Source organism: Variovorax sp. Varisp85 (assembly GCF_047304045.1).
GTDB lineage: Bacteria > Pseudomonadota > Gammaproteobacteria > Burkholderiales > Burkholderiaceae_C > Variovorax.
Genome location: NZ_JBGLYN010000021.1, coordinates 53139 through 72824 on the forward strand (window position 1 = coordinate 53139; position 19686 = coordinate 72824).

The window sequence follows — 19686 nt, forward strand, 5'->3', positions numbered from 1 at the left end:
CATGGCCGCCCGTGACCGAGTTCTGTCTTGCCTCATTGCTGGCGCGCAGATGATCGAACTGCGCCACCTTCGCCATTTCATGGCCGTTGCAGAGGAACTGAGCTTCCGTCGCGCCGCCGAGCGAGTCCATATCGACCAGACTCCACTGTCGCGAACCGTCCGTGACCTGGAAGACCGAATGGGCGTGGCTCTTTTAATTCGAAAGCCCCGCAGACTCGAGCTCACTCCCGCAGGTGCCAAATTGCTTGATCATGCGCGAGGACTTTTCTTGCGTCTGGAGCGCATTAAACGCGTCATACGCGAAACCGATGCACGCTATCGCGAGCCCTTGCGCATCGGCGCGGACGACAGCACGGTGCAGCCCAGGCTGGCCGAATGCCTGACCCGCTGGCGGGAACTTGTCCCCGATATCCCAGTGGAGCTGACGGAAATGCGCCCGGCAGAACTCTTGGCCGCGCTGCGCAGCGAGGAGATGGATGCAGGGTTCTCCTTCGGCCTGCCAGATAGTGAAGCCATCGCGCAACATGTGGCCTGGATGAGCCCCATCGTGGCGTTGCTTCCAAGAGCACATGAGCTCGCCTGCCGCGAGGTGGTTTCCCTTGCCGAGTTGTCATCCTTCCCCGCCATCGCCTGCAGTGCTTCCTACCATCCAGGACTATGTCAGCAGATGAAGGCAGTACGTCGGCGATATTCTGTAGCTCCGACAATCGTCGGGGAGGCTCGCACACTGACTGGCTATCTGACCCGTGTGGCGGCAGGTCAGGGGGTTGGGGTTGCAGATGCTGACCACATGCGGGCACTGCGACGTACGGACGTCGTGGTCGTGCCGCTCGCCGAACCGGTGCACTTCACAACCTACGTGCTGCACAAGCACCGGCGCAATGGCCTGCCCGAATCGCTGCAACGGTTTCTTACCCACGCCACAGCTTTGAACTGAACGTTACGGTGCGGGATTGCAAGGCGAACTGCCTCGCTCCAACAGCCATGGAGTTGTCGAGCTGCCCGTGGAATGCTCCCGTCATGACAGCCTGAAGGCTCATGCACTCAGCAGAAGAAGGAGTCGCAAGCCAGTCCCACGCCAACGTACGCCACGCCACGCCCCCATGGGTGTGCCGCCCGGCGGCTTGATTCCAGACTCATGCCTGCGTGCCGCAGCGGCACACATGTGCTGGAACTCATACGCCTGGGAGGTGGCGCCCTATGCCGACAGCAGCGACCGGCATCCTGTTCGGACAGATATTCGTGGTGCTCGGCGTCGCCTTGGGCGGGGTGTGGGCGGCCACGCAGTGGACGGCGCACGCGCTGGGTTACCAATCGAGGCTCGGGCCCTGGTGGTTCGAGGTTTCCGGCGTGCCAGTCTACGAGCCGTGGAAGCTGTTCGCGTGGTGGTACTTCTACGAGACCTATGCGCCCCAGGTGTTCAAGCGTGGTGGGGTCATAGCCGCATTGAGCGGGATGTCGGCGACGGGCGCAGCCATTGCGATGGCCGTATGGCGCGCGCGGATGGCCAAGCGCGTCACAACTTACGGTTCCGCGCGCTGGGCCGAGCGTGAGGAGATCGACAAGGTCGGACTGACGAAGCCGGCAGGTGTGTTCCTCGGCAAGACTTCGGACAAGAGCGGCGCCTATCTGCGTCATGAGGGCCCAGAGCATGTGATGGCGTTCGCGCCCACGCGCTCCGGCAAGGGCGTCGGGCTCGTGGTGCCCACGCTGCTGTCCTGGCCCGGCTCGGCCGTGATCCACGACATCAAGGGCGAGAACTGGAATCTCACGGCTGGCTGGCGCGCTCGCTTCTCGCACTGCCTGCTGTTCAATCCGATCGAGGCGCGCTCGGCTGCCTACAACCCGCTGCTCGAAGTGCGCCGCGGCGCGCACGAGGTGCGCGACGTGCAGAACATCGCGGACATCCTGGTCGATCCTGAGGGCGCACTCGAGCGGCGTAACCACTGGGAGAAGACCAGCCATGCGCTGTTGGTCGGGGCGATCCTGCATGTGCTCTACGCGGGTGAGGACAAGACGCTGCGTGGGGTGGCGAACTTCCTTTCCGATCCCGCCTGCCCCTTCGAGGTCACGCTGCACCGGATGATGACGACGCGGCACCTGGGTGAGGACATCCATCCGGTCGTTGCTTCGGCTGCCCGTGAGGTGCTCAACAAGAGCGACAACGAGCGCTCCGGGGTGCTGTCCACGGCCATGTCCTTCCTGGGGCTGTATCGCGACCCGACGGTGGCTGAAGTCACCTCGCGCTGCGACTGGCGCATCGCCGACCTGATCTCGGCGAAACACCCGGTCTCGCTGTACCTGGTCGTCCCGCCCTCGGACATCAGCCGCACCAAGCCGCTGATCCGCCTGATCCTCAACCAGATCGGACGGCGCCTCACCGAATCGCTCGACGGGTCCGATGGCATCGCACGGCTCCACAAGCTGCTGCTGATGCTCGACGAGTTCCCGGCGCTGGGCCGACTGGACTTTTTCGAATCTGCGCTGGCGTTCATGGCCGGCTACGACCTGCGTGCCTTCCTGATCGCGCAGTCCCTGAACCAGATCGACAAGGCCTATGGCCCGAATCACGCGATTCTTGACAACTGCCATGTGCGCATTGCGTTCGGCACCAACGACGAGCGCACGGCCAAGCGCATCTCGGAGGCGCTGGGGACGGCCACCGAGTTGCGCGCGCAGCGCAACTACGCGGGGCACCGGCTCGCGCCGTGGCTGGGCCACCTTATGGTCTCGCGCCAGGAGACGGCGCGGCCGCTGCTGACGCCGGGCGAGGTGATGCAGCTGCCACCCGACGACGCGGTGGTGATGGTCTCCGGCCATCCGCCGATCAAGGCTAGGAAGCTGCGCTACTACCAGGACCGCAACTTCACGCGGCGTGTGCTGCCACCGCCGGCGCTGGCTGCGGGCTTCTACGCGGATCGTCCTGCGACACGGACCGACGACTGGAGCGGACTGGCGCCGCTTATCGCTCCCGAGTCTTTGTCGTCAGTCGATGCGGGTGGCTTTGCCGACGAGGGCGGCTACCAGCTCAAGCCCGAACTGGAAGTCGTGCGCGACACGCCGGCGCTGCCGGAGGACGACAGCCTGCTGGTGCTCTATGACGAGGACAACGTACCGCTGGGGCCGCGGGACGTGGGTCGCCAGCTCACGCGCACTGCGCGCCTCGCCGCGCTGGACCCTGACGACGGGATCGCCCTATGAGCCGGGCTCGCCTCAACATCTTCATCGAGCCGGAGCACGCCAAACGGCTGGATCGGCTGGCGGTGCACAAGGGTGTCTCGAAATCTGCCGTGATCGCCGCGGCGCTGGCGTCGTTCCTGTCGCCCGATGGCGGCGACCAGCGCGAGGCTGCGATCGCCAAACGCCTGGACCGGCTCTCGCGCCAGTTCGACCGGCTGGAGCGCGACCAGAACATCCTGATCGAAACGGTCGCGCTCTATGTCCGCTATTTCCTCACCGTCTCGATCCCGGTGCCCGAGGGCCAGCAGGAAGCCGCACGCGCGCAGGGGCGGGCCCGCTATGTGCAGTTCATCGAGCAGCTCGGGCGGCACCTGCAGCGCGGGCGCAGTCTGGTACGCGAGGTCCATGAGGAGATCGAGCCTGAAGCGGCGCCAATGCACGCAGGGCAGGAGCCGGAGGAGGCCGCTGATGGTCCAGCCGTCTGATCGTTCTTCCGGCTCGTCGCCAGGCGTCGTGGACAACGCGGTGGCCCGGCGCATCCGCATGTTGCGCACCGCCATGGGGCCAGAAATCGCAGCGGCCCTCGCCGATCCGGAGGTTGTGGAGGTGCTGCTCAACCCCGATGGTTCGCTGTGGGTGGACCGGCTTGGCAGCGGCCGCGCGCCGACCGGCGCGGCGCTGCCGCCGCCCGTGGCCGAACGCATCATCCGGCTCGTCGCCGCGCACGTGCGCGCCGAGGTGCATGCCGGTATGCCGATCCTCTCGGCCGAGCTGCCCGAGACCGGCGAGCGTTTCCTGGGCGTGCTGCCACCGGTGGTGCGTGCCCCCTCGTTCGCGATCCGCAAGCGGGCGCTGCGCATCATGAGCATGGCGCAGTACGTGGCCGATGGCATCCTGACCGAAGCGCAAGCCGCGTTCCTGCGGCGGGCGGTGCGCGACCGCCTGAACATCGTGGTGGCCGGCGGCACCAGCACGGGCAAGACGACGCTCGCGAACGCGTTGCTCGACGAGATCGCCGACACCCGAGATCGGGTGCTGATCCTCGAGGACACGGTGGAGTTGCAATGCCGCTCCGACGACCACGTGAGCATGCGCAGCGAACCGGGCGTGACCACCATGGCCGACCTGGTGCGCGCCACCTTGCGGCTGCGGCCCGACCGCATCGTGGTCGGCGAGGTGCGCGGCGCTGAGGCGCTGGACCTGCTCAAGGCCTGGGGCACCGGGCATCCGGGCGGGATCGCCACCGTGCATGCCGGCTCCGCGCAGGGCGCCCTCACGCGGCTGGAGCAACTGGTGCAGGAGGTCTCCGTGACGGTGCCGCGCGCCCTGATTGCCGAGGCGGTCCACGTCATCGTCTTCATCGCCGGGCGCGGCCGTGCCCGGCGGGTGCGCGAAATCGCGCGTGTCGTCGGCCATGACAGCGAAGGCTACCAGTTCGATACCTCGGCGGTGCCCGGCTTCCCGTTGCTCTCTTCGTCCCTCTCTGCTCCTTCCATCCCTTCGTCTTCTGGAGAACCGTCATGACGATTCCACGCAGTTCCGTAAAGCCGCTTCTGCACGCGGCTGCTGCGGCAGCGCTCTTACTGGCCGTCGCGCTGCCCGCGCGGGCTGCAGGCTCGAACATGCCCTGGGAAGCACCGCTGCAGTCGATCCTCGACTCGATCCAGGGGCCGGTGGCCAAGATCGTCGCGGTGATCATCATCATCGTGACGGGCCTGACACTGGCTTTTGGCGACACCAGTGGGGGCTTTCGCAAGCTGATCCAGATCGTGTTCGGCCTGTCAATCGCGTTCGCTGCGTCCAGTTTTTTCCTGACCTTCTTCAGCTTCTCGGGCGGGGCGGTGCTGGCATGAACGCGCCGACTGTCTTCTCGCCGGGCGTCGCGCCAGGCTTCGAGATCCCGCTGCACCGGTCCCTCACAGAGCCGATCCTGCTGGGCGGCGCGCCGCGTACCGTGGCGATCGCCAACGGCACGCTGGCCGCTGCCGTGGGACTGGGACTGCAGCTCTGGCTGCCCGGCGTCGCGCTCTGGATCGTCGGCCACGCGCTGGCTGTCTGGGGTGCGAGGCTGGATCCGCAGTTCATGCAGGTCTTTGCGCGGCACATCAAGCAGCGTCCGCTGCTGGACGCGTAAGGCGGGAAGGGGAGACGCGATGCTGAATCTCGCCGAATACCGAAAGCGGCCGGCGCTGCTGGCCGACTGGCTGCCCTGGGCCGGCCTGGTCGCGCCCGGGGTCGTGCTCAACAAGGATGGATCGTTCCAGCGCACGGCGCGGTTTCGCGGGCCGGACCTGGACAGCGCCACGCAGGGCGAGTTCGTCGCCACCTCGGCGCGTTTGAACAACGCGCTACGGCGGCTCGGCTCGGGTTGGGCGCTGTTCGTGGAGGCCGAGCGGCGCGAAGCGGCAGGCTATCCCGAGTCTTCGTTCCCCGAGGCGCTCTCCTGGCTGGTCGACGAGGAGCGCCGCGCGGCCTTCGAGGAGGACGCCAGCCACTTCGAGAGCCGCTACCACCTGACGCTGCTGTGCCTGCCGCCCGAGGAGTCGAAGGCACGCGCCACGGGCCTGCTCTACGAGAACGCCGGGACGAAAGAAAAGTCGGGATCGGATGCCTCGAATGGGTCGGACTGGAGAGGACGGCTGGAAGCTTTCGTCTCCGAGACAGAGCGCTTCCTCGGCCTGCTCGAAGACGTGATGCCCGAGATCGGCTGGCTTGACGATGCCCAAACGCTGACCCACCTGCACGGCTGCGTGTCCACGCGTCGGCATGCGGTCGCAGTGCCCGAGGTCGCGATGCACCTCGATGCGCTGCTGGCCGACGAGCCGCTGACGGGCGGGCTGGCGCCAATGCTCGGGGGCCGGCATCTGCGCGTGCTGTCAGTGCGCGGCTTTCCCACCTCGACCTGGCCGGGCCTGCTCGACGACCTCAACCGCCTGGGCTTCGCCTACCGCTGGAGCACGCGCTTCCTGTGCCTGGACAAAGCCGAGGCGGAGAAGGAGCTCGTGCGCCTGCGCCGCCAGTGGTTCGCCAAGCGCAAGAACATCGTAGCCTTGCTGCGCGAGACGATCTTCCAGCAGGAGAGCCCTCTGGTCGACTCCGACGCTTCGAATAAGGCGGCGGATGCCGACGCGGCGCTGCAGGAGCTCGGCAGCGACCAGGTGGCTTTCGGCTACGTGACCGCCACCGTGACGGTGCTCGATGCCGACGCAACGGCGGCCGACGAGAAGCTGCGTGCGGTCGAGCGCACGATCCAGGGCCGGGGCTTCGTCACGATCCCTGAAACACTCAATGCGGTCGAGGCCTGGCTGTCGTCGATCCCGGGCCATGCGTACGCGAATGTGCGCCAGCCCATCATCTCGACCTTGAACCTCGCGCACATGTTGCCGGTGTCAGCCGTGTGGGCAGGCCCCGAGCGCAATGCGCACCTCGACGGGCCACCGCTGATCGTCACGCGCACCGATGGCGCGACACCGTTCCGGCTGGTCACGCACATCGGCGACGTCGGTCACACGCTGGTGGTCGGGCCGACCGGCATGGGCAAGTCGGTGCTGCTCGCCACACTGGCGCTGCAGTTCCGCCGCTATGCCGGCTCGCGCATCCTGGCCTTCGACATGGGGCGCTCGATGCGCGCCACGGTCCTCGGGCTCGGCGGCGAGCACTACGACCTCGGTACCGATGGAGAGATCGCTTTTCAGCCACTGGCGCGCATCGACCAGGACAGATACCGCACCTGGGCGGCGGAGTGGGTGGAGGGACGGCTTCGGCAGGAGGGCCTCGAGGTCGGGCCGGCCGAGCGGGAGATGGTGTGGTCCGCGCTGGCCAGCCTCGCCAGCGCGCCGCCCGAGCAGCGCACGATGACGGGCCTGGCGGTGTTGCTGCAGTCGAACGCCCTGCGCCAGGCGCTGGCGCCCTACGTGCTCGGCGGTGCGCACGGGCGGCTGCTGGACGCGGACCGGGATCGGCTGGGGACCTCCTCCGTCCAGTGTTTCGAGATGGAGGAGCTGATGCACAGCAAGGCGGCCGTGCTGGCTGTGCTCGGCTACCTCTTCGCGCGCTTCGACGAACGCTTCGACGGCGCGCCGACGCTCCTGATCTTGGACGAGGCCTGGCTGTTTCTCGACGACCCGGTGTTCGCGGCGCGCATCCGGCAGTGGCTCAAGACGCTGCGCAAGAAGAACGTCTCGGTCATCTTCGCCACGCAGAGCCTGGCCGACATCCAGAACTCCAGCATCGCGCCGGCCATTGTGGAGAGCTGCGCGAGCCGGATCTTCCTGCCCAACCCGCAGGCCACCGAACCGCAGATCCGCGTGATCTATGAGGGCTTCGGGCTCAACGGCCGGCAGATCGACATCGTCGCCACGGCGCAGCCCAAGCGTGACTACTACTACCAGTCGCGCCTGGGCAATCGGGTCTTCGAGCTCGGGCTCGGGCCGGTGGCGCTGGCCTTCGCGGGTGCGGCCTCGCCCGAGGATCAGCGCGCGCTCGACCGCGTGCAGGCCTCGGTGTTGCAGTCGCCGTTCACGCGAATGCCTTCGGTCTTCGCGGCAGCCTGGCTGCGCCACCGTGGTTTGGGTTGGGCCGCCGACCTCATCCCTTCGTTTTCATCTGCATCCCTATCCCCTTCCTCAACCCCGCAGGAGCCGTTGCCATGAACCTCCAATCTTCACTCAAACCCCGGATCGCCGCGCTGGTCGCGGCCGGCGCGATCGCTTTCGGTGTGGCCCCGCCGGCGCATGCGCTCTTCGGCGTCGGCGACACCGTGTTCGATGCTTCCAACTTCATCCAGAACATGCTGACGGCTGCCCGCGCGCTGGAGCAGATCAACAATCAGGTCGAGCAGTTGCAGAACGAGGCGCAGATGCTGAGCAACCAGGCGAGGAACCTCACGAGCCTGGACTTCAGCGCGCTGTCCGAGCTCAAGTCGACCCTGGCGGCCACGAACCAGCTGATCCAGCAGGCACAGGGGCTGGCCTTCAATGTCTCGCGCATGGAAGAGGAGTTCAAGCGGCTGTACCCCGAGTCCTTTTCGGCGGCGCTGTCCGGTGCCCAGATGGCCGGCGATGCGCGTCAACGCTGGCGCAACTCGCTGGAAGCACTGCGCACCGCCACACAGGTGCAGTCGCGGGCCATGCAGAACTTCGCGTCGGACGAGAAGGCGCTCACGGATCTTGTAAATCGCAGCCAGTCGGCCACCGGGGCCCTGCAGGCGATGCAGGCGACCAACCAGTTGCTGGCGCTGCAGTCGCGCCAGGCGATCCAGGCGCAGCAGCTGCAGATCACGCAGGACCGCGCAATGGCCCTGGAGCAGGCGAGGCAGGTGGCGGTGCAGGAGCGCGCGCGCGAGGTGCGCCGGCGCTTCATGGGCAGCGGCACGCCGTACACGCCCTACAGCGTGAATTTCTACGGCCACTGAGGGGCAGCTATGAAGAACCTTCTCCTCCTCGTCACTGCCGCTGTGGTCCTGGTGCTCGCCGGCTGCGGCAAGTCAGAACCTTCCCGGTCCTCGATCGAGTCCGTCGAATCCCTGGTCGCGAATCTCGAGCGCCTCAAGGAACTGCGCGCGCAGTGCAAGGCCGACCATGCGAGGATGGGCGACGCGCAGTGCCATGCGGTGGCCGAGGCCACGCGCCAGCGCTTCATGAGGGGCGGTCAATCGCCTTACGCGAGCGAGCCGGTCCCGCCGCCGGTAGCTCCTGCCTCACCGCCGGCCGGCGCAGACGCCAAGGACTGACGCCATGGACGATGTCGCGGTCATCGATCGCTTCCTCGATGTCTTCTCGCGCTACATCGATTCGGGCTTCGGCCTGCTGCACGGCGAGGTGGCGTTCCTCACGGCCACGCTGGTCGTGATCGACATGACGCTGGCCGGGCTGTTCTGGGCCATGAGCCATGCGGCGGGGCAGGGCGACGACGTGATCGCAAGGTTGGTCCGGAAGGTGCTCTACGTGGGGGCCTTTGCTTTCATCATCGGCAGTTTCAACCAGCTGGCCGGGGTCCTGTTCCGTTCGTTCGCGGGGCTCGGTCTGGTGGCGTCGGGCTCCAGCCTGACACAGACGCAGTTCCTGCAGCCCGGCCGGCTGGCGCAGGTCGGCATCGATGCGGGCCGGCCGATCATGGAACAGATCAGCGAGATGACGGGCTTCCCCGAAACCTTCGCCCATCTGGACGCCATCGCCGTCCTGTTCCTGGCCTGGCTGGTGCTGATCGTGAGCTTCTTCGTGCTCGCGGTGCAGCTCTTCGTCACCTTGATCGAGTTCAAGCTCACGACCTTGGCGGGTTTCGTGCTCGTGCCCTTCGCGCTCTGGAACAAGACCGCGTTCCTGGCCGAGAAGGTGTTGGGCAACGTGGTGTCCGCCGGCATCAAGGTGCTGGTGCTGGCCGTGATCGTGGGGATCGGCACGGGCCTTTTCGCGGAGTTCCGCACACCGCCCGGGGCCGAGCCGTCCATCGACCATGCGTTGACGATCATGCTGGCGGCGCTCGCGATGCTGGGCCTGGGGATCTTCGGGCCGGGGATCGCGACCGGACTGGTGTCGGGTGCGCCGCAACTCGGTGCAGGTGCGGCCGCGGGGACGGCCTTGGGTGCGGCGGGCCTAGCCGTCGCCGGTGGTGCGGCCGTGGCGAGCGCCGGATCCGCCGTGGCCGCGGGTGCGCGCATGGCGCCTGGCACGACGCGTGCGGCCATCGGCGGCGGTGCTGCGGCCGCGCGCTCGGCCAGCGGCCTGGCGAGCGGTGCGAAGTCGGCCTATCAAGTGGGTGCCGCGGCATCGGGTGGTGACGGCGTGCGCGCAGCCGGTGCCGGCCTGGCCCATCTCGCGAAAACCAGTGCCGGTGTTGTCGGCCAGCGCGTCGCGTCCGGCGCCCAGGCGGTCAAGGACCGCGTGGCGAACTTCGTGGCCGATGCGACAGTGCCCGCCGCTGCGGGAAATGCGGCATCCGCCGGTGCGGACGAGGCCGGCGCGCCGTCCCCCGAGCCTGCCTGGGCCCGGCAGATGCGCCGCAAGCAGCAGCTGAGTCACGCGGCCTCGACGACGGCGCACGTGCTGCGCTCAGGCGACCACGGGGGCAGCGGCACCGGCCCGAGCCTGCGCGACGACAGCAGCGCCTGACCCGGATTCTTTGAGGAGAACCATCCATGCGATTCAAGCGACCCCAGGTGCGGTACTCGGACACACCCGAGCCCGTCACCCCCTACCAGGCCGCGGCGCAGGTCTGGGACGCACGGATCGGCAGCGCGCGAGTGCAGGCGAAGAACTGGCGGGTCATGGCCTTCGGCTGCCTCTCGCTGGCGCTGCTGATGGCCGGTGGCCTGGTCTGGCGCTCGGCGCAGTCCATCGTGACGCCCTACGTCGTCGAAGTGGACAGCGCCGGCCAAGTGCGCGCGGTCGGCGAGGCGGCCACGCCCTACAAGCCCAGCGACGCGCAGATCGCGCACCATCTGGCGCGCTTCGTCAACGACGTGCGATCCCTTTCGATCGATCCGATCGTGGTGCGGCAGAACTGGCTCGAGGCCTACGAGTACACGACGGACCGTGGCGCCGCGACGCTGAACGACTACGCACGCGCGAACGATCCGTTCTCGCGCATCGGGCAGAGCTCGGTGGCGGTACAGATCAACAGCGTGGTGCGTGCGAGCGATGCCTCGTTCCAGGTGCGCTGGACGGAGCGCCGTTACGTCAACGGCGAAGCGGCCGGGCTGGAGCGCTGGACCGCGGTGCTGGCGATCGTGCTGCAGGCGCCGCGGACCGAGGAGCGGCTACGCAGGAACCCGTTGGGCATCTATGTCAACGGCCTGTCCTGGAGTCGCGAGCTCGATGCGACCGACACATCGAAAGGAACGAAGCCATGAAGACCGATTTCCGCAGGCGCGTATTTGCGCCGATTCTGCTGGTCGCTGTGACGGCCACAGTCGTGAGCGTCTCCGGCTGTGCCACGCAAGGCAAGCCGCCGCCGGCGATCTCGCTGGACGGGCCCGTGGCCGTCGCCGCGCAGCCGTTGCCGGAGCCGGCCCAGCCCGTCGAGGTGGTGGAGGTGCCGAAGCCCTTGCCGCTGCCCGGGCAGATGAAAGCGCTGCCGAGCCAGCAGGACGCGAAGTCGATGCCTGAACCCGTCGACGAGAAAGTCCGTGTCTCCCGGGCCAACGAAGAGGCCCGCATCGCGCCGACGCGCGAGGGTTATGTCAATGCGATCCAGGTCTGGCCGTATGCCGACGGCGCGCTGTATCAGGTCTACACGAGTCCGGGCCGGGTGACCGTCATTGCGCTGCAGGAAGGCGAGGAACTGGTGACGGTCTCGGCCGGCGACACGGTGCGCTGGATCGTGGGGGACACGGTCAGCGGCAGCGGCGTGAGTCAACGGGTCCATGTGCTCGTGAAACCCACGCGCGTGGGCCTGAAGACGAACCTGGTCATCACGACCAACCGGCGCGCCTACCTGCTGGAACTGTCCTCGACGCCGCAAGCCTGGATGGCGTCCGTGTCCTGGGACTATCCGAAGGATCGGATGCTGGCGCTGCAGAAGCAGGCGAGGGAGGCGCAGGCCGCGACGCCGGTGGACTCGGGCCTGTCGGTGGAGCAGATCCGGTTCCGCTATGCGATCAGCGGCGATGCGCCATCCTGGAAGCCGCTGCGTGCCTTCGACGACGGGCAGCGGGTCTACATCCAGTTCCCGGGCGGCATCGCGCAGGGCGAGTTGCCGCCGCTGTTCGTGATCGGCCCGTTGGGCGATGGGCAGCTCGTGAACTACCGCTTCCGCTCGCCGTACTACGTGGTAGACCGTCTCTTCGGCGCGGCGGAGCTGCGGCTGGGCGGCTTCAAGGGCGACAAGGCCGAAGTCGTGCGTATCGAGCGCACGGATGGCGCGAACGGCAGCGTCCAGGGCGCGCGGAGTGATGGGTCATGAGCGCGGAGGACACCGTGCCGCCACCGTCCTCCCAGGTCCCGTCCAAGGTGGCGCCGGAGACGGTGGCCCTGCGCGCGCAGCCGCGGTCGGTGGTGCGGCTCAACCGCCGCATGCTGGCGGTTGGCGCCGGCACCCTGGCCGCGGCCGTGCTGGGCGGCACGATGTGGTCGCTGCAGTCGCAAAAGCGCGAGCGCAATCCGGCGGCCGAGCTGTACAACGTGGATCGCGTGGCGCGGGCGGATGGGCTGGATCTGTTGCCGAAGGACTATGCCGGGATGCCGCCGCCGTCGAAGCCGGCGCCACCGGTTCTGGGGCCGCCATTGCCGGGCGACCTCGGGTCGGCCATGGTGAAGGCGCAGCAGCCGATGGAGGCGAGGACGGGCCATGGCGTCGATCCGGAGCAGGCCGAGCGGTTGGCTGCCGAGGAGGCGGCGCGCTCCTCAGTGTTCTTCCGGCGCAGCGGCGATGGCGCCGCTTCGAAACGGGGGGCGGTTGCCGACGGGGGTATGCTGCCCGCACCTGCCGCCGATGCGTCCGGGTTGACGGCGGGTCAGCAGCCGTTCAATTCCTTGGGCGCGATGAGCCCAGCCGTGGCTTCGCCGACCGATCCTGTGGTGGCGCAGAACCGACAGGACCGCAAGGAAGCCTTTCTGGCGAACGCCGGTGACACAGGCACACACAATCCCGGCAGCCTGCAGTTGCCGGCTTCGCCATACCAGGTGATGGCGGGCACCGTCATCCCGGCGGCGCTGGTGACGGGCATCAACTCCGATCTGCCGGGACAGGTGGTCGCCAACGTGACCGAGGCGGTCTATGACACGGCCACGGGGCGCCACCTGCTGATCCCGCAGGGCTCGCGGCTGATTGGGCGCTATGACAGCCAGGTGGCGTTCGGGCAGCGGCGCGTGCTCTTGGTGTGGACGCGGCTGATCCTGCCAGACATGTCGTCGGTGGCGCTGGACCGGTTGCCGGGGATCGACCCGGCCGGCTACGCCGGGTTGGAGGACGCGATCGACTGGCATTGGGATCGCATCCTGGCCGGCGCGGCGCTGTCGACGCTGCTCGGCGTGGGCGCCGAGTTGGCGGCGCCGCAGAACCGAACGGATCAGGACGGCAATCGCCTCGTGATCGCTGTGCGCGAGGGGGCTCAGGACACGGTGAACCAGGCCGGGCAGGAGATTACCAAGCGCAATGCGAGCATCCAGCCGACGCTGACGATCCGGCCGGGGTTTCCGATGCGGGTGATGGTGAACAAGGATCTTGTTCTGCGGCCGTACCAGCCGCTGTTCTTTCAGCGAGGAGCTTCGCAATGAGCACGGCCAAGCTGCGCCTCGGACCACTCCCAAAGACCGAGCCGGTCAAGCTCACCGTCACTTTGTCGGCGGAGTTGAAGGCGACGTTGGACCGCTATGCGTCGCTGCATGCGCAGACCTACGGCGAGCGGGTCGATGCCGCGGTGCTGGTGCCGCACATGCTCGAAGCGTTCATGGCGCGGGATAGGGGGTTCAGGAGCGCGAGGAGGCAAGCTACCGAAAAGCGCTAAAATGCATGGAATTTCAATGAAAAATTAGTCATGCTTACAGCCGTTCAGTCTCCTGCTGCCTCTTTGCGAGGCGCTGCTGCGCACCTCGCGGGCGAGCTTCAAGCTGGGCACGTTTACCGCCGGGAGGATCTCGCACGCCTGTCCACGGCGGTGGATCGGCATCTGCGTGAACTGGTGGCTACCGGAAAGCTGAAGAAGCTGGCCCAAGGCCTGTACCACGCACCGAAACAGTCCAGCTTTGGTCCGCTGCCACCGGCCGATGAGCAGGTTGTGGGCGGGTTCCTGCGCGACAAGGATTTCCTGGTGTTCTCTCCCTCGGCTTACAACGCTGTGGGTCTGGGTACAACCCAGCTTTACAACCGCACGCTGGTCTACAACCACAAGCGCCACGGCGTCTTCAAACTCGGCAACCGGCAGTTCGACTTCCGGATGAAGCCGCGCTTCCCCAGGAAGCTGACGCCGGAGTTCCTGTACGTGGACCTGCTGAACAACCTGGACGAACTGGCGGAAGACCGTGATGCGGTCTTGCGCCAGGCGCGCAGCAAACTTCTTTCATTCGATCCCAGCCGTCTGCAGCGCGCAGCCGACAGCTTTGGCAGCGTGGCCACTCGCAAGCGCCTGCGGGAGTGGGCGGGTGGCTGAGTTCCTGCACGAACGACGGGACTTCGATGAGTTGCTGGCAGTGGTCGCAGACGAGCGCAGCCTTGATCCCGTGCTGGTCGAAAAGGACTACTGGATCATGCATTGCCTGTGGGGCCTTCAAGCGCAGGGCTTTCAGTTTGAGCTGAAGGGTGGTACGTCCTTGTCGAAGGGGTTCGGTGTCATCCACCGCTTTTCCGAAGACATCGACATCCGCATTGAACCGCCCGACGGCATGGACGTGAAGACGGGACGCAATCAGGACAAGCCTGCACATGTTGAATCACGGCGTGCGTACTACGACGCGCTGGCAGCACGGATCCACATCCCGGGTATCGACAGCGTAGAGCGTGATACGCAGTTCGACGACGACAAGATGCGCAGTGCCGGCATTCGCTTGATCTACGCATCGCGTGTTCCCACGCTGGCTGGTGTCAAGGATGGCATCCTGCTGGAACTCGGGTTCGATGACACCGCCCCGAATCGGCCAGTCACGATCTCGTCGTGGGCGCTGGATGTGGCTATGGAGCGCGGAGTGGCCGTGGGGGCCAACCGTGCTGTGGGCGTACCGTGCTACGCCCTCACGCACACCTTCGTCGAGAAGCTGCAGACGATCTCCACCAAGTACCGTCGACTGGACGAAACACAGGTGTTCCCCGCCAACTTCCTGCGGCACTACTACGACGTGTACTGTCTGCTGGGGCTGGAGGAGGTTCAGGCCTTCATGAGGACGCCCGCTTACCAGACGCGCAAGGCGCAGCGGTTCCGCACCGGCGACGAACAGGCCATTGCCCGCAATCCTGCTTTTGTGCTGGCCGACGCCGAGCAGCGCCAGCGCTTTGCTCAGGAATATCGCAAGACAGCCGCGCTGTACTACCAGGGTCAGCCGGACTTCGAGGTGCTGGTGGACAGGATCTATCAACACATTGGTGTCATGTGAAGGTCGAGGACTTGACGCACCAACATGCGGGTTCCGTGCCTTGCCATGACAGCATGTCTATACTGTACAAAAAAACAGTGCATTGTTACAATGCACCAAGAGAGTGACCAATGGGAAAAGACACCCGTATCGAGTGGACGCACCACACCTTCAATCCATGGTGGGGTTGCGTGCGCGTGTCCGATGCGTGTGACCATTGCTATGCCGAGACTTGGGCGAAGCGTCTCGGTGAAGACGTTTGGGGCGCAAAGTCGGAGCGACGTTTTTTTGGCGATGCCCATTGGAAGGAGCCCCTGAAGTGGGACCGGGAGGCCAAGGAGAGCAAGACCAGGCGGCGTGTGTTTTGTGCGTCCATGGCAGACGTCTTCGAGAACCGCAAGGATTTGGTTCCGCATCGGCTCCGTCTCTTGGACCTCATCGCGGCAACGCCTCATCTTGATTGGCTGCTCCTGACCAAGCGAATTCACTTGGTGCGCAAGCAACTGCCAAAGGGCTATGAATTGCCTTCCAACGTCTGGCTTGGCGCAACCGTCGAAAACCAGGATGCCGCAGGCAAGCGACTGAAGTACCTTCTTGAGTTCGATACGCCGGCAGTCCGGTTCCTGTCGTGCGAGCCTCTGCTTGGGCCCCTGGATCTGCGCCAGTGGTTGAAGGTAGGGGAGGGCGGCACGCGCGTGGATTGGGTGATTGCTGGCGGTGAGTCTGGGCCAGGTTCGCGTCCCATGGATCCGCAATGGCCAGAAGATCTTCGCAAACAATGCAATGCGGCCGGCGTCGCCTTCCATTTCAAGCAATGGGGGCACTGGGCACCTATTGAGCAAGCCGCTGACGCCGTGACAGGCCGTACCCCGATCCACATCGTCAGACGCGATGGCTCAGAGGTCAAACTCGCCGCTGTCGGAAAAGGCAAGGCTGGCCGTTCTTTGGGTGGCCGCCATTGGGATCAGTTTCCAAGCACGGGAAACACCGTGTAACCTTGATCCCTTCCAGCACCGCAGAAAGGCTTGCTTTTGGCACAGAGTCACTACGATTGGAGGAACGGACCGGCGGAGATCGATCCGCATAGTGTGACGAAGCATGAAGTGCTGGTTGGATACCTGATTCGGTATTTCGAACAGCGCACGCTCAACGCGCGGGGACGAGAGCGCCTGCGTATCACGCTGGTGGATGGGTTCTGTGGGGGCGGTCTCTACACGCTCAAAGGGATGGGTACGGAAATCCTTGGTTCTCCGTTGCGTATGCTGGATGCGGTCCGGGAGGCCAGTGTCCGAGTCAATGCCGAGAGAACAAAGCCCATTGATCTAGATGTGCGGTACATCTTCATCGACAAGGATGCTCGGGCCTTGACGCACCTGAAACAGGTCTTGCATGACAGAGGATACGGTGCACAAATCGGCCAATCCATTCACGTTATTCATGACGACTTTGTCTCAGCATCGCCAGCCGTGTTTCGGTTGATCGAGGCTCATACCCCCCGAGCACACACCGCGCTCTTCTTTCTTGATCAGTATGGGTACAGCGATGTGCCTGCACCGTTGATTCAAAAGATATTTGCTGAATCACCGAAGAGTGAGGTGGTCCTGACGTTTCATGTCTCCGCTTTTGCCACCTACACCAACGATGAGTTCACGGACAAGGTCTCTGGAAAGCTGGCCATCGACATCCGCTCGGCGCTGGGAGGGCGAACGATCGAGCAAATCAAGGAAGAGGACTCGGCGGATTGGCGACGCTTCATTCAAGCCGCTCTGTATCATGCCTTGGTGAAGGATTGCGGAGCTGAATACTTCACACCATTCTTCATTCGCGGAGAGGGGAGTGGTCAAGGCGAGTACTGGCTTGTCCATCTTTCGCGGCATCCACGTGCGCAAGATGTGATGAAGCAGGTGCACTGGGAACACCAGAACGATTCCATCCACTACGGTGGTGCAGGCCTTGAGATGCTTGCGACCCACATGATGGGCTTCCGTCAGAAGTTCAAAGGAGGATTCGTGTTCGACGACGTGGCGCAGAGCCTGTCCGCCGGCGTTTTGCCACAGCACTTGGCTGAGAATATTTTTAGGCGAGGACAGCCGGTGCAAATTGGCGAGCTTTATGCTTCGACCTGCAATACGTCCCCAGGTACCTCGCTCATGTACAAGGACGCGCTGGAACGGTTGTCTGGTGAGAGAGACATCGTCATTCGCTCCGAGGACGGAACGGTTCGGCGGCTTGCGCGATACATGCGGGATACGGATTGGATCGAACGAAACCGGCAAACTTCTCTGTTTAGTTCTCCGGTAGGGCCAGGGAAATGAGTTTTCGTCTCGCGCACGATGCTGATCCGTTGCCGCATCTTCCGGTGGAACATGGTCGTGCCGGCGATGGTGTTGGCAGCTGGGTTCCCGAGATGAAGCACACCTTCCTGGCCAAGTACGTGGAGGGTACGCGCCGCGCGAGGGAGAAGTTCAAGCAGCGTGTGTACGTCGATCTGTTCTGTGGCCCTGGCCGTATTCAGGTCAAAGGCGAGACGATGACGCGCCTCGGGGGGGCTCAGGTCGCATGGCAGCATTCTCTGCGCGACGATATTGCTTTCACCTCTTGCCTCGTCGGTGATCTGGATGCCGCTCGGGCATCGGCCTGTGCAGAGCGATTGCGGGCCATGGGGGCGCCGGCCACTGCTTTCCCGGGTGCCGCCGAATCCACGGTGGATCAAGTGCTCGGGACGATTCCAAAGGGCGCGCTCTGCCTCGCGTATCTGGATCCCTACAACCTCCAGTACCTTTCGTTCAATGTGATCGAAAAACTGGCGAAGCTGAAGTATGTCGATTTTGCTGTTCATTTCAGCACCATGGACCTTCGGCGCAACGTGCTGATGGAATACAACCCCGAGCGAGCGCGCTTCGATGATGCGGCGCCCGGCTGGCGGCAGCATGTCGATCCTCTCGCATTTGTGCGCGGGGATGCCGACGAAGCATTTTTTGACTATTGGTGTGGTCTGGTACGTGGCCTTGGTTTTTCTATCAGTCGGCGGATGCCGCTGGTGCGCGACGAAGGAAATCGACCGCTGTACCACTTGGTGTTTTTCAGCCGCCATGAACTGCCTAACAGGATATGGGGCGATGTGGCCCAAGGGCCCAACCGTGAGTTCGATTTCTAGGCACGGTAGATGGTGGGCTACTTGCTGCTGATCGAGTTGGGAGGCCGGGAGCGTCCGTGAGATGACGGGCGCAACGCTGAAGCTGCCTGATCAGCGTAAGGATGAAACTCGGCGACGCATCGGCCTGTTCGAGTTCCTCTGATCTGGGCAAGAAGATCGTGCCCAGTACTGCGTCAGAAGACCACGCGGTGGGCGCGAGCATGGTCTGATGGGTCAGACCGCTGATTGCTACACGGCCGCGCGAGCCGGTGCCGCCGCACGCATTGTTCGCTGCGCGCGAGCAACTGGAGTCAGCCCGGTTGGATTTCCTCAGCTAGTGCATGTTTACACTCCGTTACCATCTGGGTGCTGAGAGCCTTCGGTGGGCCCAAGCGCTGATTTGGAGACGAAACCCCATGCACACGTGCGAAGTTCCCGGAGACACCCTCGACAAATGGTTGCAGCAATATCCTTCGACGGCGGGCAACTATGGGCACTTGCTCCTGGAGCAGCTAGGGGCGAGCGATGCTGCGCTCATCGAGACGTTCAGGCCGTACTTTGAATCGGCGCATCTTGATGCGAGAGAGCATTTTCACGAAGAGATTGGCATTGATCTTCATCCAGACGCGGGCGCCTCTGGCGCGCATGCGATCTATCCCAACTGCCTCCCTTCCAAGACCCGTCGAGGGCTGTTTGGAGAAGTCATGGCGGGAATGGTCACTCAGCACTACGCATACGTCGGTGACCATGAATGGCAAGTTCCGATCTTCCTGTTTCGCAACCACGAGGACGTGAAAAGCTATCTGTTCGCGTTGGCTAGGGATCCATCGTTGACGAGGGAGGTCATGGGGCGCCACGGATCTGATTTTTTGGCCATAGCGTTGGATGCAGATGGAAAAGTGGAGCGATACCTCGCCGGAGAGGCGAAGTGGCGGAAGGTACTGAGTGGGTCTGTCGTGGAGTCATTGTTGTTAGGACCGAAGGTCGACGACGGGAAGGGAAACAAAGTTCACGCTGGCAAGGGGATTTGGCATCAGTTCAATGAGAGAGACAAAAACCTGCCACACGGCATGCGCCAGCTTCAAAAGCTGCTCAAGGAGCGCGACCCCGATGGCTTTGCAGCAGCGATCTACTCGATCGACCAAGCCTTGCTGCTCGACCATCCGACACCGATCCCAAGAACCAATCTAGTGCTCATTTGCGGAAATGACTACCCGTCGCGCGGAAAAGGCGTTCCTTTGATTGATTGGAATTCAAAGCCTGCGGAGTACAAATCGCCTCACGATCTTCAGGTCGTCGAGTTGTTTCTGACCGAGGGTGACAAGCTGATCGAGGATATCTACGACTGCATGTGGAGTGCGATTTAAG

General features: G+C 64.7%; 20 protein-coding genes. All 20 read left to right on the forward strand.

Annotated features, from left to right (window positions below):
* Nucleotide 1 precedes the first annotated feature (1 nt).
* Nucleotides 2–937 carry a LysR family transcriptional regulator gene (locus tag ACCC97_RS11210; RefSeq protein ID WP_413332797.1) on the forward strand — a complete coding sequence of 312 codons (936 nt, stop codon included), beginning with the start codon at nucleotides 2–4 and terminating at the stop codon, nucleotides 935–937.
* A 263-nt stretch (nucleotides 938–1200) separates the two neighbouring features.
* Nucleotides 1201–3201, forward strand: coding sequence for a conjugal transfer protein TraG (locus tag ACCC97_RS11215; RefSeq protein ID WP_209535089.1), 2001 nt, complete (start codon nucleotides 1201–1203; stop codon nucleotides 3199–3201).
* Nucleotides 3198–3665: a CopG family transcriptional regulator gene (locus ACCC97_RS11220; RefSeq protein WP_145745753.1), complete on the forward strand. Its 468-nt coding sequence runs from the start codon at nucleotides 3198–3200 to the stop codon at nucleotides 3663–3665. The genes ACCC97_RS11215 and ACCC97_RS11220 overlap by 4 nt, the downstream gene beginning before the upstream one ends.
* Nucleotides 3649–4704 carry a P-type conjugative transfer ATPase TrbB gene (trbB, locus tag ACCC97_RS11225; protein ID WP_413332800.1) on the forward strand — a complete coding sequence of 352 codons (1056 nt, stop codon included), beginning with the start codon at nucleotides 3649–3651 and terminating at the stop codon, nucleotides 4702–4704. The genes ACCC97_RS11220 and trbB overlap by 17 nt, the downstream gene beginning before the upstream one ends.
* Nucleotides 4701–5033, forward strand: coding sequence for a TrbC/VirB2 family protein (locus ACCC97_RS11230; RefSeq protein WP_209535090.1), 333 nt, complete (start codon nucleotides 4701–4703; stop codon nucleotides 5031–5033). The genes trbB and ACCC97_RS11230 overlap by 4 nt, the downstream gene beginning before the upstream one ends.
* Entirely contained in the window at nucleotides 5030–5314 is a 285-nt protein-coding gene (locus ACCC97_RS11235) for a VirB3 family type IV secretion system protein (RefSeq protein ID WP_145745751.1), read from the forward strand. The genes ACCC97_RS11230 and ACCC97_RS11235 overlap by 4 nt, the downstream gene beginning before the upstream one ends.
* A gap of 19 nt (nucleotides 5315–5333) precedes the next feature.
* On the forward strand, nucleotides 5334–7832 hold the full coding sequence (gene trbE / locus ACCC97_RS11240) for a conjugal transfer protein TrbE (RefSeq protein WP_209535091.1): 2499 nt from the start codon (nucleotides 5334–5336) through the stop codon (nucleotides 7830–7832).
* Nucleotides 7829–8593, forward strand: a complete 765-nt coding sequence (trbJ, locus tag ACCC97_RS11245) for a P-type conjugative transfer protein TrbJ (protein ID WP_145745749.1) — start codon at nucleotides 7829–7831, stop codon at nucleotides 8591–8593. Before trbE ends, trbJ begins: the two co-directional genes overlap by 4 nt.
* 9 nt (nucleotides 8594–8602) lie before the next feature.
* The gene (locus tag ACCC97_RS11250) at nucleotides 8603–8911 is read left to right on the forward strand and encodes an EexN family lipoprotein (RefSeq protein ID WP_209535092.1); all 309 of its coding nucleotides are present in this window, start codon (nucleotides 8603–8605) and stop codon (nucleotides 8909–8911) included.
* Between the two features lie 4 nt (nucleotides 8912–8915).
* Nucleotides 8916–10289, forward strand: coding sequence for a P-type conjugative transfer protein TrbL (gene trbL / locus ACCC97_RS11255; RefSeq protein WP_209535093.1), 1374 nt, complete (start codon nucleotides 8916–8918; stop codon nucleotides 10287–10289).
* A gap of 26 nt (nucleotides 10290–10315) precedes the next feature.
* A complete protein-coding gene (gene trbF, locus ACCC97_RS11260) occupies nucleotides 10316–11029 on the forward strand; it encodes a conjugal transfer protein TrbF (protein WP_209535094.1) in 714 nt (237 codons plus the stop codon).
* On the forward strand, nucleotides 11026–12081 hold the full coding sequence (gene trbG / locus ACCC97_RS11265) for a P-type conjugative transfer protein TrbG (RefSeq protein ID WP_209535095.1): 1056 nt from the start codon (nucleotides 11026–11028) through the stop codon (nucleotides 12079–12081). Before trbF ends, trbG begins: the two co-directional genes overlap by 4 nt.
* A complete protein-coding gene (locus ACCC97_RS11270; RefSeq protein WP_209535096.1) occupies nucleotides 12078–13394 on the forward strand; it encodes a TrbI/VirB10 family protein in 1317 nt (438 codons plus the stop codon). The genes trbG and ACCC97_RS11270 overlap by 4 nt, the downstream gene beginning before the upstream one ends.
* Nucleotides 13391–13624, forward strand: a complete 234-nt coding sequence (locus tag ACCC97_RS11275; protein ID WP_209535098.1) for a DUF2274 domain-containing protein — start codon at nucleotides 13391–13393, stop codon at nucleotides 13622–13624. Before ACCC97_RS11270 ends, ACCC97_RS11275 begins: the two co-directional genes overlap by 4 nt.
* Nucleotides 13625–13654: 30 nt before the next feature.
* The gene (locus tag ACCC97_RS11280; RefSeq protein ID WP_209535100.1) at nucleotides 13655–14266 is read left to right on the forward strand and encodes a hypothetical protein; all 612 of its coding nucleotides are present in this window, start codon (nucleotides 13655–13657) and stop codon (nucleotides 14264–14266) included.
* Nucleotides 14259–15203 carry a nucleotidyl transferase AbiEii/AbiGii toxin family protein gene (locus ACCC97_RS11285; protein ID WP_209535102.1) on the forward strand — a complete coding sequence of 315 codons (945 nt, stop codon included), beginning with the start codon at nucleotides 14259–14261 and terminating at the stop codon, nucleotides 15201–15203. The genes ACCC97_RS11280 and ACCC97_RS11285 overlap by 8 nt, the downstream gene beginning before the upstream one ends.
* A 110-nt stretch (nucleotides 15204–15313) precedes the next feature.
* A complete protein-coding gene (locus tag ACCC97_RS11290; protein ID WP_209535104.1) occupies nucleotides 15314–16177 on the forward strand; it encodes a DUF5131 family protein in 864 nt (287 codons plus the stop codon).
* A 36-nt stretch (nucleotides 16178–16213) separates the two neighbouring features.
* Complete coding sequence (locus ACCC97_RS11295) at nucleotides 16214–17497, forward strand: three-Cys-motif partner protein TcmP (protein WP_209535106.1); 1284 nt, start codon at nucleotides 16214–16216, stop codon at nucleotides 17495–17497.
* On the forward strand, nucleotides 17494–18339 hold the full coding sequence (locus ACCC97_RS11300; protein ID WP_209535108.1) for a three-Cys-motif partner protein TcmP: 846 nt from the start codon (nucleotides 17494–17496) through the stop codon (nucleotides 18337–18339). Before ACCC97_RS11295 ends, ACCC97_RS11300 begins: the two co-directional genes overlap by 4 nt.
* Nucleotides 18340–18734: 395 nt before the next feature.
* Entirely contained in the window at nucleotides 18735–19685 is a 951-nt protein-coding gene (locus tag ACCC97_RS11305) for a hypothetical protein (RefSeq protein ID WP_209535110.1), read from the forward strand.
* Nucleotide 19686 lies beyond the last annotated feature (1 nt).